Raw genomic sequence first — 13,137 nt, forward strand, 5'->3', positions numbered from 1 at the left:
CCTCAAGCCACCCACCGCTAGCCACCCACCCCTGAAGCCGACACAGTCGTCATGAGCACCACAGGTTTACACGAGGGTTCACGAACGGCGAAGGGCCGGTCCCGCCCACTGGCGGAACCGGCCCGAAACACCCGTCTCGTACGGCTTACTTCACCGGCTCGGGCTCCGGCTCGTCCGCGGGCTCGGCCTCGCCCGCCGGGTCGACCGGCGTCTTCACGGAGTCGAGCAGCAACTGGGCGACGTCGACGACCTGGAGGCTCTCCTTCGCCTGCCCGTCGTTCTTCTTGCCGTTGACCGAGTCGGTCAGCATGACGAGGCAGAACGGGCAGGCGGTGGAGACGATGTCCGGGTTGAGGCTGAGGGCCTCGTCCACGCGCTCGGTGTTGATGCGCTTGCCGATGCGCTCTTCCATCCACATCCGCGCGCCGCCCGCGCCGCAGCAGAAGCCGCGCTCCTTGTGGCGGTGCATCTCCTGCTGGCGCAGGCCCGGGACCTTGTCCATGATCTCGCGCGGGGGCGTGTAGATCTTGTTGTGACGGCCCAGGTAGCACGGGTCGTGGTAGGTGATCAGGCCCTCGACCGGGGTCACCGGGACCAGCTTGCCCTCGTCGATGAGGTGCTGGAGCAGCTGGGTGTGGTGGATGACCTCGTAGTCGCCGCCGAGCTGCGGGTACTCGTTGCCGAGGGTGTTGAGGCAGTGCGGGCAGGTGGCGACGATCTTCTTCGCGGACTGCGGCTTCTTCGTCGACTCGTCCTCGTCATCCTCGCCGAACGCCATGTTCAGTGAGGCGACGTTCTCGGCTCCCAGCTGCTGGAACAGCGGCTCGTTGCCGAGGCGGCGGGCGGAGTCACCGGTGCACTTCTCGTCGCCGCCCATGATCGCGAACTTGACGCCCGCCATGTGCAGCAGCTCGGCGAAGGCCTTCGTGGTCTTCTTGGCCCGGTCCTCCAGGGCACCGGCGCAGCCGACCCAGTACAGGTACTCGACCTCGGTCAGGTCCTCGATGTCCTTGCCGACGACCGGGACCTCGAAGTCGACTTCCTTGGTCCACTCGAGCCGCTGCTTCTTGGCGAGGCCCCACGGGTTGCCCTTCTTCTCCAGGTTCTTGAGCATCGTGCCCGCCTCGGACGGGAACGCGGACTCGATCATCACCTGGTAGCGGCGCATGTCGACGATGTGGTCGATGTGCTCGATGTCGACCGGGCACTGCTCGACGCAGGCGCCGCAGGTGGTGCAGGACCACAGGACGTCGGGGTCGATGACCCCGTTCTCCTCCAGGGTGCCGATGAGCGGGCGCTCGGCCTCCGCGAGGGCGGCGGCGGGCACGTCCTTCAGCTGCTCCTCCGTCGCCTTCTCCTCGCCCTCCATGGACTTGCCGCCACCGGCGAGCAGGTACGGGGCCTTGGCGTGCGCGTGGTCGCGCAGCGACATGATCAGGAGCTTCGGGGACAGCGGCTTGCCGGTGTTCCAGGCGGGGCACTGCGACTGGCAGCGGCCGCACTCGGTGCAGGTGGAGAAGTCGAGGATGCCCTTCCAGGAGAACTGCTCGACCTGGCTGACGCCGAAGACGGTGTCCTCGTCCGGGTCCTCCCAGTCGATCTCCTTGCCGCCGGAGGTCATGGGCAGGAGCGCGCCGAGCGCGGTGCCGCCGTCGGCGTTCCGCTTGAACCAGATGTTCGGGAAGGCCAGGAAGCGGTGCCAGGCGACGCCCATGTCGGTCTTGAGGGCGACCGTGATCATCCAGATGAACGACGTCGCGATCTTCAGCCCCGCGAAGAAGTACGTGAGGTTCTGGAGCGTGGAGACGTCCAGGTCCCGCAGCGCCGACACCAGCGGGTACGAGAGGAAGAACGCGGCCTCGTAGCCGTCGACGTGGTGCTGGGCGCCCTCCAGGGCGTGCAGCGTGAAGATGCAGACGCCGACGATCAGGATGACGGCCTCGACGAAGTACGCCTGACCGGTGTTGGACCCGGCGAAGCGTGACTTGCGGCCCGGCCGGTCGGGACGGCTGAGCTGCCGTACGACGATCAGCGTCAGGATGCCCAGCACGGTCATCGTGCCGAGGAACTCGACGAAGACGTTGTACGGCGCCCAGTCGCCGATGACCGGCAGCATCCAGTCGGCCTTGAACAGCTGGCCGATGGCGTTCACGATCGTCAGGAGCAGCGAGAAGAAGCCCACCGCGACGAACCAGTGGGCGACGCCGACGACGCCCCAGCGGTTCATCCGCGTGTGGCCGAGGAACTCCCGGGCCACCGTGAGGGTGCGCAGCACGGGGTCATTGGTCCTGGCGCCGGCCGGTACCGGCTGGCCGAGCATCATGAAGCGGAAGATCTGCAGGATGGCACGGCCGAACAGGGCGACGCCGACTGCGATGAGGACCAGCGACACGATGATCGCGGCGAGTTGCATTTCGGGGCTCCTCAGGCCTGCGGGTGGGCAATCCGGCTATTACTAGGCGGTAACTTATGCGGTCCGTCTGAGGCTACCCACATAGTCCTCGGCAGCGTAGCCAGCCAGGCGGTGATCTGCGTCGCTCAGGCTCCCCTTGCCGGACCCCTGATGTCGCCGGTTCCAGCCCGTCCGGCGTTTGAGGACGAGGCGCGGAGCGCCGTTGGCTTTGAGCGGGGGAACGGGGGCGGCAGCACCCGGAGCGGGGAGGGGTGGGCCTGGGGCGTGCCGCGAGGCCCCCGGCGGGTTGCGCGTAAGGGCGGGATAAGAGTTGAGCGGAGTCGGCTCAAGTCTGTTGACTCGGGGGAACCCGTGAGGCATCCTTGAGCCAGTTCCACTCAAGAATGTATCTGGAGGCATTGAAATGGCACGTGCGGTCGGCATCGACCTGGGCACGACTAACTCCGTCGTCAGCGTTCTGGAGGGCGGCGAGCCCACCGTCATCACCAACGCCGAAGGCGCCAGGACCACGCCGTCCGTCGTCGCCTTCGCCAAGAACGGCGAGGTGCTGGTCGGCGAGGTGGCCAAGCGCCAGGCCGTGACCAACGTCGACAGGACCATCCGCTCCGTGAAGCGCCACATGGGCACGGGCTGGAAGGTCGACATCGACGACAAGAACTTCAACCCCCAGCAGATCAGCGCCTTCATCCTGCAGAAGCTGAAGCGCGACGCTGAGTCGTACCTGGGCGAGAAGGTCACGGACGCGGTCATCACCGTCCCGGCGTACTTCAACGACTCCGAGCGCCAGGCCACCAAGGAGGCCGGCGAGATCGCGGGCCTGAACGTCCTGCGCATCGTCAACGAGCCGACCGCCGCCGCCCTGGCCTACGGCCTGGACAAGGACGACCAGACGATCCTCGTCTTCGACCTCGGTGGCGGCACCTTCGACGTGTCCCTCCTGGAGATCGGCGACGGCGTCGTCGAGGTGAAGGCCACCAACGGCGACAACCACCTCGGTGGCGACGACTGGGACCAGCGCGTCGTCGACTACCTGGTGAAGCAGTTCGCCAACGGCCACGGCGTGGACCTGTCCAAGGACAAGATGGCGCTCCAGCGCCTGCGCGAGGCAGCCGAGAAGGCGAAGATCGAGCTGTCGTCCTCCACCGAGACGACGATCAACCTGCCGTACATCACGGCGTCCGCCGAGGGCCCGCTGCACCTGGACGAGAAGCTCACCCGCGCCCAGTTCCAGCAGCTCACGTCCGACCTGCTGGAGCGCTGCAAGACGCCGTTCCACAACGTCATCAAGGACGCGGGCATCGCCCTGTCCGAGATCGACCACGTCGTCCTCGTCGGCGGCTCCACCCGCATGCCCGCCGTCGCCGAGCTCGTCAAGGAGCTCACCGGCGGCAACGAGGCCAACAAGGGCGTGAACCCGGACGAGGTCGTCGCCATCGGCGCCGCCCTGCAGGCCGGTGTCCTCAAGGGTGAGGTCAAGGACGTCCTGCTCCTCGACGTGACCCCGCTGTCGCTTGGCATCGAGACCAAGGGCGGCATCATGACGAAGCTCATCGAGCGGAACACGACGATCCCGACGAAGCGTTCGGAGATCTTCACCACCGCCGAGGACAACCAGCCCTCCGTGCAGATCCAGGTCTACCAGGGCGAGCGCGAGATCGCGGCGTACAACAAGAAGCTCGGCATGTTCGAGCTGACCGGTCTGCCCCCGGCGCCCCGCGGCGTCCCGCAGATCGAGGTGTCCTTCGACATCGACGCCAACGGCATCATGCACGTGACCGCGAAGGACCTCGGCACGGGCAAGGAGCAGAAGATGACCGTCACCGGTGGCTCCTCGCTGCCGAAGGACGAGGTCAACCGGATGCGCGAAGAGGCCGAGAAGTACGCGGACGAGGACCACGCCCGCCGCGAGGCCGCCGAGACCCGCAACCAGGGCGAGCAGCTCGTCTACCAGACGGAGAAGTTCCTCAAGGACAACGAGGACAAGGTCCCGGGCGAGGTCAAGACCGAGGTCGAGACCGCCGTCGCCGAGCTGAAGGAGAAGCTCAAGGGCGAGGACTCCGCCGAGATCCGCACCGCCACGGAGAAGGTCGCGGCCGTCTCCCAGAAGCTGGGCCAGGCCATGTACGCCGACGCCCAGGCGGCGCAGGGCGCGGCCGGTGCCGAGGGTGCCGCTCCGGGCGCCGAGGCCCCGAACATGTCCAAGGAAGACGACGTCGTGGACGCCGAGATCGTCGACGACGAGAAGCCCGGTGACGCGAAGGGCGGCGCTGTCTGATGACGGAGGAGACCCCGGGTTTCGGCGACGGCGCCGAGCAGCCCGACGTCCCCTCCGGCGCCACCCCTGACGAAGCGGCGCCGCAGGCCGCCGAGTCCTCCGCTCAGGAGGGCACGGCGGCCCCGGCCGGGGACGCAATGCGAGAAGCGGGCCTGACGGCCCAGCTGGACCAGGCCCAGAAGGCGCTCAGCGAGCGCACGGCGGACCTCCAGCGCCTGCAGGCCGAGTACCAGAACTACCGCCGCCGGGTGGAGCGGGACAAGGTGACGGTGAAGGAGATCGCCTCGGCGAACCTCCTCTCCGAGCTGCTCCCGACGCTCGACGACGTCGGCCGCGCGCGGGAGCACGGCGAGCTGGTCGGCGGCTTCAAGTCGGTGGCCGAGTCGCTGGAGACCGTCGTCGCCAAGATGGGCCTCCAGCAGTTCGGCAAGGAGGGCGAGCCCTTCGACCCGACGATCCACGAGGCCCTGATGCACAGCTACGCACCGGACGTCACGGAGACGACGTGCGTCGCGATTCTCCAGCCGGGGTATCGCATCGGCGAGCGCGTCATCCGACCCGCGCGCGTGGCGGTGGCCGAGCCGCAGCCCGGCGCGCAGACGGTGAAGTCCGAGACGGACGGGGACGAGGGCGAGGAGCCCACGGCCCCGGAGGCCACGGACGAGGCCAAGGGCAAGGACAAGGAGAACGGTGGCCCGGACGAGGGCTGACGTTGACACGGACGGCGGCGTCGACTTCGACCGGGACCGTGGAATCCGCCAGGATTCCCCGGTCGGCGTCGGGGTCGGCGTCGGCGTCGACCTGACGACGAGGAAGGAGGGACGTCGGGGATGAGCACCAAGGACTTCATCGAGAAGGACTACTACAAGGTCCTCGGCGTCCCCAAGGACGCCACCGAAGCCGAGATCAAGAAGGCGTACCGGAAGCTCGCCCGCGAGAACCACCCGGACGCCAACAAGGGCAACGCGAAGGCCGAGGAGCGCTTCAAGGAGATCTCCGAGGCGAACGACGTCCTCGGCGACCCGAAGAAGCGCAAGGAGTACGACGAGGCTCGCGCGCTCTTCGGCAACGGCGGATTCCGGTCGGGCCCCGGAGCGGGCGGCGGCACGTTCAACTTCGACCTGGGCGACCTCTTCGGAGGCGGCGCCCAGGGCGGCGGGGGAGCGGGCGCCGGCGGCTTCGGGGGCGGCCTCGGTGACGTCTTCGGGGGCCTGTTCAACCGCGGCGGCCCGGGCCCTGGCCCGCGCACCCAGCCGCGCCGGGGCCAGGACATCGAGTCCGAGGTCACGCTGAGCTTCACGGAGGCGGTGGAGGGCGCGACGGTTCCGCTGCGCATGTCCTCCCAGGCCCCCTGCAAGGCGTGCTCGGGCACCGGCGACAAGAACGGCACGCCACGGGTCTGCCCCACCTGCGTGGGCACCGGCCAGGTCTCCCGGGGCGGCGGTGGCGGGTTCTCCCTCACCGACCCCTGCGTGGACTGCAAGGGCCGCGGCCTGATCGCCGAAACGCCCTGCGAGGTGTGTCACGGCAGCGGCCGCGCGAAGTCGTCGCGGACGATGCAGGTGCGCATCCCCGCGGGCGTCAGCGACGGCCAGCGGATCCGGCTGCGCGGCAAGGGCGGGCCCGGCGAACGCGGCGGCCCGGCGGGCGATCTGTATGTGGTGGTGCATGTGGACACGCATCCGGTCTTCGGCCGCAAGGGCGACAACCTGACGGTGACGGTCCCGGTGACCCTCGCCGAGGCCGCCCTCGGCGGTGAGGTGCGGGTGCCCACGCTCGGCGGCACCCCCGTCACCCTCAAGCTGCCGCCCGGCACGCCGAACGGCCGCACCATGCGGGTCCGCGGCAAGGGCCCGGCCCGCAAGGACGGCACCCCCGCGGACCTGCTCGTCACGGTGGAGGTGTCCGTTCCGGCGACACTGTCCCCCGCGGCGCAGGAGGCCCTGGAGGCGTACCGGAAGGCGACTGCGGATCTCGATCCGCGGGCAGAACTGTTCAAGGCCGCGAAGGGAGCGTGACCTCATGGAGCGGGACGGCCGCCGACGCAACCCGTATCAACTGACGGACGAGACCCCGGTGTACGTCATCTCGGTGGCGGCCCAGCTCTCCGGTCTCCACCCGCAGACGCTGCGGCAGTACGACCGCCTCGGCCTGGTCTCCCCGGACCGCACCGCGGGCCGGGGCCGCCGGTATTCGGCCCGGGACATCGAACTGCTGCGCACGGTCCAGCAGCTCTCCCAGGAGGAGGGCATCAACCTCGCGGGCATCAAGCGCATCATCGAGCTGGAGAACCAGGTCGCCGCGCTGCAGTCCCGGGTCGCCGAGCTGTCGTCGGCGGTCGAGGGCGCCGCGGCCGCGATGCGCCAGCGCGAGGCCCAGGTGCACGCCTCCTACCGCCGCGACCTGGTGCCGTACCAGGACGTGCAGCAGGCGAGCGCGCTCGTGGTGTGGCGGCCCAAGAGGTCGCCGGAGCAGTAACGCGCCGAGGCCCTCACCAGCCTCACCAGTCTCATGGGCCGGTCTGGCGCGCACGAACTCGTGCGCGCCGGGCCGGCCTTCGGCGTGTCCGGGCCGCCGTGCGCCGGGCGCGTGCGCGGCGGCGGCGACGCGGCCTTCCGGCACGGGAGACGGAGCCTTCCGGGACGGGAACGGGAGGCGGCGCGGCGCGCTCCTATAGTTGGCAGGCTGGCGTGTCGTCTTCACGGGAAAGCTGGATTCTCCAATGGCCATGGTGGGGTTGTTCTGGATCGCCGAGGGCGACGTCTACGTGGGCTCGAAGCCGTCCGGCCTCGCCCCCGGTGTGCGCCTGACGCCCGAGGGCGTCGTCGGTCTCGGGCACCAGCAGACGGGCCTGTGGCCGTGGGACGACGTGCGGGCGCTCACCGTCGAGGACGTCCCCGTGAAGTCCCTGCGGCGCCAGGTCGGCATGGTCGTGGACATGGCCCTCACGGTGGGTCTCGGCGGCGGCGACGAGGCCCCCTCGATGACGGTGTGTGTGGAGACGCCCGCCGACGAGGTCGAGCTGACGGCGTACGTCTCGGCGGCGTCCGGCTACTCGCAGCGGGAGTACGACCTGTCGCGCGCGCTGCTCGCCCGCCTCACCGAGGGCGCCGCCACGCTGCTGACCACGCTGTCGGCGATGGCCGCCTGGGGCCGCGCGCACGAGGGCGGGACGCCCCGGCGCGAGGAGCGCGAGCGGCTGCTGCGGGAGTGGACCGGGGACGCCGCCGCGGACGTCTGACCGCGCGCGCCTGAACGCCCCGGCCCGGCCACGGGGAGCGACCAGACCAGGGCGACCTAGGGAAGCGCGACCCTGCGGGGGGAGACCACGACAGAGCCACGGGCGCCGCTGGCAGCGGGTCCGGTTCCAGTGCCCGAACGGGACTGGCCCCCTCCCTGCGACGGTCACCACGATGCAGTGCCCCGCCCGCCCGCCGCTACCGTCATCTTGTTGCGGTGCAACGGGCGGAGGCGGGGGCAAGTGGGCCCAATTCCGGACTTTCGTGAATCAGTTGGGTCCGTGGGGGCCGAGGATGCGTGACTGCCCGATGAGGTAGCCGAGCTGGGTGCGGCTGGTGCTGCCGAGGAGCCTGGACAGCTTGGCGATGTGGACGCGTACGGTACGGACGTTCATGCCGAGGCGCTCGGCGACCTCGGCGTCGGTGAGGCCCTCGGTGAGGAGTTCGGCGATGGCGCGCTGGCGGGTGGTGAGGCCGCCGCGCGCGGGCTGCGGCGCCGGGTGCGGGAACATCGGCGTGGCCAGCCGCCACAGCTGGTCGAACAGGGCGGCCAGATAGTCGACGACGGCGGGCGCCCGGACCTCCAGGGCCCGGGTGAAGTCCCGGTCGGCGGGCAGGAAGGCGACCGTCCGGTCGAAGACGACCAGCTGCTCGGGGACCTCGCTCAGCGTGCGCACCTCGACGTCCCCGTCCAGCTGCTCGAAGTGGGCGATCACGGGCGGGGCGTGCCGGGTCGTGTGCTGGTACAGGGTGCGGGTGCGGCAGCCACGGGAGAGCAGGGCCTGTTCGCGCGGCGGCGCGAAGCCCAGGTCCGCGATGGTGCGGAAGCCGCCGGGCTGGACGGTCAGGACCTCGTCGGCGCAGTCGCCCACGGCCCGGTCGATGGCCTCCGCGATCCGCGGCAGGCCCCTGAGCACGGTGATCGCGGCCGACGGCGGCGCCCCGCCGGGCGCCAGGACGTACGAGGGGCCGCGCGCGGCCTCGCGGGCCAGGGCGATGAGCGGCGCGAAGTCCGCGCTCAGGCCGGCCTCGCGGCGGCGCTCGTGGGCCACGTCCTCCTCGATGCCGCGCAGCAGCCGAAGGAGCGCGCCGGAGGGGGAGCTCGGCCGGAGCCAGCGCATGTCGTCGATGTCCGGGTGCAGCAGGCCGAAGTCGACCAGGCAGGGCGCCCGTTCGGCGTCCTCGGCCCGGAGGCGGCCCTCGCGCAGGGCGCGGGCGTAGAGCGCGGGACCGGCGGCACAGGGGTCGTCGGCCCGGTGGGGGCGGTGCGGTTCCGGGGGCGTCTCGGGTTTCCGGGGTCTCTCGGGTCTCTTGCGGTGCGGTCCGCGTCCTTGGGCCATGCTGGTGCTGCCTCCCCGCTGACACCGCCCGGGATTTCCGGTTCAGGAATGGCGTTCGAGTATTCCGGACTGACTGATGAGAAAGCCGAGTTGGGTCCGGCTCGCGCTGCCGAGAACGGCGGCCACCCTGGCGATGTGGACCCGTACGGTACGGACGTTGAGATCGAGGCGGCCCGCGATTTCCATGTCGGTGAGGCCTTCGGTGAGAAGGCGGGCTATCTCCAGCTGTACGGGTGAGATCGCCTTGTCCGGCGGTCGTGGGGCGGCCGCGCGGCGCAGTGGCGTGGCGAGCCGCCAGAGAATGTCGAAGGCCGTGGCGACGTAGGAGATCAGCGCGGGCGAGCGCACTTCGAAAGCGATCTCGACGTTTTCGAAGGACGGAATGAAGGCCACGTTCCTGTCGAACACCAGCAGGCACGAAGGAAGTTCGTCCAGGACGCGCACCTCGCCCTCGGCGGCGGGCCCGGCGTGGCGCGCGGGCGGTGGCGGCGCGGGGGCGTCGCCCGGCGGCCTGGCGAGCGTGCGCAGCTGACCGCCGCGCGCGGCGAACTCCGCCATGAGCCAGGGCTCGTCGTGCGGAAGCAGCCGGGGGCGGGCGCCGCTCGGCCGGATCGTGAGGATCTCCCGGCAGGCGTCGGCGGTGGCCTGGCGCACCGCCCTCCTGATCCTGGGGGTGCCCTGGAGCACCGTCACCTGGGCCGCCGCCGTCTCGAGGGCCCGCGCGGGGCCCTCGCGGATGAACGGCTCGAAGGCGGCGGCGAGTCGGGCCGCCCGGTCGCGGTGCAGGGCGACGCGGCGTTCGATGCCGTCGAGCATCCGGGGCAGGGCCACGACCGGGGCGGTGGGGAGCAGCCAGGCGCCGTCCGCCGCGTCGGGGTAAAGGAGCCCGGTGGCGAGCGCGCAGGCGGCGTCGGCGGCCTCGGCGGCGGGGACGCGGCCCGCGTGGAGGGCGCGGGCGTACAGGGCGCGGCCCGCTTCGCAGAGCTCCTCGCGCGGGTGGGGGTGCGGCTGCCGTGCGCGCGGCTCGTGGGGCTCGTGGGGCTCGTGCGGGGGGCGCCCGCCCGCCGCGTCCGGGTCTTCGCCCCGGGGGCCCGGCTCCCGCGTCGCTCCGTCCGGCACGGCGCTCCCTCTGCTCCTCCCGCCCGGTGCGTGGTGTGCCTGCGCATGACGGTGCTGCACCTGAGCTTCCATTGTTGTCAACGCGTCATCTGGCTTCAATGGCAGGGCTATTCCTAGCAATCGGGGACCAATTATTCAGCGTTCAACGTACGTGTCCCGGGTACGGCCGCCCGCGGTCCCCCCGCCCCCGCCGTGGTCCCGGAGGCGGGACGCATGTCGTACATGGATGCCATGACCAGCTACTGCTCCTTTGTCGGGAAGCCGAGCCGCCGGGCCGGGGTCCGGCGGCCGCCGCCGGGAATCCGGTGCCGGGCCCGCCCGACGCGCGGGCGGGTCCATTGGTCGGCGTCGCCCTTGGCCTTATGGTGCAGACAACGCGCTCGCGGAACCGCGGTCCCGGGGGCGCGCCGAAGGGGGGCAGGGGTGGACGAGAGCGGACTGCGGGGAATACTGCGAAGGCTGCGCGCCCGCATCAGGCCCGAGGAAGTCGGGTTGAATCCCAAACCAACCCGGCGGCCAGGCCCGCGCGTTACCGGGCTCTCGCAGCCCGATATGGACATTCTCACCAACAGGGCCGTGGGCACCTACCACCGATTCGAGAGCGGCCGGATTTCACCGCGCGACGACTATCTGCGCGACGTCGGCCGCATTCTCCGCATGACCGAGGACGAGTTCACCCAGGTCTACCTGCTCGCGCTCGGCCAGTGCCCGCCGCGCTCGCTGTCGCCCGACGACGGCATCGCCGAGGCGTCCGTCGCCGCCTGGCAGCGGGCCGTCGCCGGGCAGCGCGAGATGGCGTACGTCCTGAACTCCCAGTGGGACCTCGTCGCGTACAACGAGCGGTTCGCGGAGCTGTTCGCGGACGGGGCGGTGCCCGCGAACGCCCTGCGCTGGATCGCGCTGGCCCCCGAGGCCAGGGAGAGCGTCCTCATGGAGTGGGGGACGCGGTGGGCGCCGTCCGTGCTGAACCAGCTGCGGCTCGCCCGGATCAAGGACCCGGGCAACGCCGCGCTCACCCAGCTGCACCACGACGTGCTCGGGGACGGGGCCGCCGGGCCCATCTACCGGCGCAGCACCGAGCTCTCCGTACGGTCGAGGGACGAGGTGCTGCCGCTGCGGCACCCCAGACGGGGCCCGGGGACGGTGACGGTGCTGATGTCGGAGCCCGCCTGTGCGCGGGGGGCGCGCCATGTGGTCCTGCTCTTCGACCCCGAACGTCCGGGGGCGCCCCTGACCGGCCCCGACCGGCCGTGACGGCGCGGGCGGTGAGCGAGGTGAGCGCGATGGAGGCAGCCGGGGTGCGCGATGCCCCCGGGCCCGGCGGGGACGCGGCGGCGCCGCCCGGCAAGGTCCGCACGCCCGGCCGCCACGCGGCCGCCGTGCGGGTGATCGCCGACGACCTCAACGGCCGCGGCTACCCCGTGACCTGGGTCGTCGACCGCCCTCTCGTCTCCGGCGGCTTCCCGTTGCAGGTGGTGGCGAAGGTCTCCGTGGTGCGGGTCCTGAACATCTCCCTCGACCCCGGGGACGACGAGGGCACGGACGCGTCGCTGGTGTGGCGGGTGACCATGGGGCGTCCTTCGTCGGTGCGCTGGGAGCAGTCGGCGGCCCTGCGCCTGGGCGCGGACAGCCTCGACGGGGAGCACGTGGTCCGCGAGGCCCTGCGGGCCCTGGGGCTGCCGCTGCAGCGGGTGTACCACTACTAGGGGGCACTTCTGGGGGCACTACGGGGGGCGGGCGGCTGCGGCCGGGGTCACCGGCGGTGGTCCAGGATGCCCGACTGGCCGATGAGATAGCCGAGTTGGGCCCGGCTGGTGCTGCCGAGGACGGTGGCGAGCCGCGCGATGTGCTCGCGCGTGGTGCGGACGTTCATGCCGAGGCGCTCGGCGATCCCGGCGTCGGTGAGGCCCTCGGTGAGGAGGGCGGCGATCGCCTGCTGGCGGGGGGTGACGCCGTGGTGGGACGCCAGCTCGGCGGCGCGCGGATACATCGGCGTCGCGAACCGCCACAGCAGCTCGAACAGCGCCGCGAGATAGCTGACCACCGGGGCGCGGCGCAGCTCCAGGGCCGCGGCCGGACTGCGGGACACATGCAGGAACGCCACGGTCCGGTCGAAGACGATGAGCCGCTCGGGCAGTTCGTCCATGCTGCGGACCTCCACGTCCCCGTCCAGCTGCTCGTAGTGGGCGAGGGCGGGCATGGAGTGGCGGGTGGTGTGCTGGTAGAGCGTGCGGATGCGGCCGCCCAGGTCGAGGATGCCCTGCTCGAAGGGGAGGGCGTCCGGAAGCCGCGCGGGCGGGCGCTGGCCGCCGGGCTGGATGGTGAGGATCTCGTTCCTGGCGTCGCCCGCCGCCCGGAACACGGCCTCCTGGATCGCCGGCAGGCCCTCCCGGACGGTGACGCCGCTGCCGGGCCGCGCCTGGGGGCCGCGCGGCAGCTCCAGGAGGGACTCGAAGGAGGCGGCGAGCCGCACCTGGCGCCCGCGCTGCTCGGCGACGGCGTCCCCCGCGTCCTGGAGCAGCCGGGCCAGGGCCGTGGCCGGGGCGGCGGGGCGCAGCCACCCGTCGTCGTGCGGGCCGGGCCGCAGCAGCCCGAGCCCGATGGCGCAGGGCGCCGCGAGCTCGGCCTCGTCGCGCCGGACGCGGCCCTCGTCAAGGGCGCGCACGTACCACGCGTGCCCCGCCTCGCACAGCTCCTGGTCGCTGTGCGCGTCATGCTCCCCAACCACGCCCTCACGCCTCCCCGCGTCGC

The 13,137-nt window shown here is 71.6% G+C and carries 11 protein-coding genes; 7 read left to right on the forward strand and 4 right to left on the reverse strand.

Annotation, left to right across the window (positions count from 1 at the left end; genetic code table 11):
- Window positions 1-145: 145 nt before the first annotated feature.
- On the reverse strand, window positions 146-2,413 hold the full coding sequence (locus AC07A4_RS31470) for a (Fe-S)-binding protein (RefSeq protein ID WP_478605160.1): 2,268 nt from the start codon (window positions 2,411-2,413) through the stop codon (window positions 146-148).
- Between the two features lie 403 nt (window positions 2,414-2,816).
- Between AC07A4_RS31470 and dnaK the strand changes: the two genes are divergently transcribed.
- From dnaK to AC07A4_RS31495, 5 genes are all read left to right on the forward strand, one after another.
- Complete coding sequence (gene dnaK, locus AC07A4_RS31475; RefSeq protein WP_478605162.1) at window positions 2,817-4,688, forward strand: molecular chaperone DnaK; 1,872 nt, start codon at window positions 2,817-2,819, stop codon at window positions 4,686-4,688.
- Window positions 4,688-5,398 (forward strand): nucleotide exchange factor GrpE, encoded by a 711-nt coding sequence (gene grpE, locus AC07A4_RS31480; RefSeq protein ID WP_478605164.1) that lies wholly within the window; start codon window positions 4,688-4,690, stop codon window positions 5,396-5,398. The genes dnaK and grpE overlap by 1 nt, the downstream gene beginning before the upstream one ends.
- 120 nt (window positions 5,399-5,518) lie before the next feature.
- Entirely contained in the window at window positions 5,519-6,706 is a 1,188-nt protein-coding gene (gene dnaJ, locus AC07A4_RS31485) for a molecular chaperone DnaJ (RefSeq protein WP_478605167.1), read from the forward strand.
- A 4-nt stretch (window positions 6,707-6,710) separates the two neighbouring features.
- Window positions 6,711-7,166 carry a heat shock protein transcriptional repressor HspR gene (locus AC07A4_RS31490; RefSeq protein ID WP_478605170.1) on the forward strand — a complete coding sequence of 152 codons (456 nt, stop codon included), beginning with the start codon at window positions 6,711-6,713 and terminating at the stop codon, window positions 7,164-7,166.
- Window positions 7,167-7,416: 250 nt separating this feature from the next.
- Window positions 7,417-7,929: a hypothetical protein gene (locus AC07A4_RS31495; protein ID WP_478605172.1), complete on the forward strand. Its 513-nt coding sequence runs from the start codon at window positions 7,417-7,419 to the stop codon at window positions 7,927-7,929.
- Between the two features lie 267 nt (window positions 7,930-8,196).
- Here the strand turns inward: AC07A4_RS31495 and AC07A4_RS31500 are convergent, their stop codons facing one another.
- On the reverse strand, window positions 8,197-9,267 hold the full coding sequence (locus AC07A4_RS31500; RefSeq protein WP_478605175.1) for a helix-turn-helix transcriptional regulator: 1,071 nt from the start codon (window positions 9,265-9,267) through the stop codon (window positions 8,197-8,199).
- A gap of 42 nt (window positions 9,268-9,309) precedes the next feature.
- Entirely contained in the window at window positions 9,310-10,386 is a 1,077-nt protein-coding gene (locus AC07A4_RS31505; RefSeq protein ID WP_478605178.1) for a helix-turn-helix transcriptional regulator, read from the reverse strand.
- A gap of 552 nt (window positions 10,387-10,938) precedes the next feature.
- Between AC07A4_RS31505 and AC07A4_RS31510 the strand changes: the two genes are divergently transcribed.
- Window positions 10,939-11,640, forward strand: coding sequence for an MmyB family transcriptional regulator (locus AC07A4_RS31510; RefSeq protein WP_478605180.1), 702 nt, complete (start codon window positions 10,939-10,941; stop codon window positions 11,638-11,640).
- A gap of 29 nt (window positions 11,641-11,669) precedes the next feature.
- Entirely contained in the window at window positions 11,670-12,092 is a 423-nt protein-coding gene (locus AC07A4_RS31515) for a hypothetical protein (protein ID WP_478605182.1), read from the forward strand.
- Between the two features lie 47 nt (window positions 12,093-12,139).
- Here AC07A4_RS31515 and AC07A4_RS31520 read toward each other — a convergent pair whose 3' ends face one another.
- The gene (locus tag AC07A4_RS31520) at window positions 12,140-13,114 is read right to left on the reverse strand and encodes a helix-turn-helix transcriptional regulator (RefSeq protein WP_478605185.1); all 975 of its coding nucleotides are present in this window, start codon (window positions 13,112-13,114) and stop codon (window positions 12,140-12,142) included.
- Between the last annotated feature and the right edge of the window lie 23 nt (window positions 13,115-13,137).

The sequence above is a fragment of the Streptomyces sp. NPDC043996 genome (assembly GCF_056435225.1).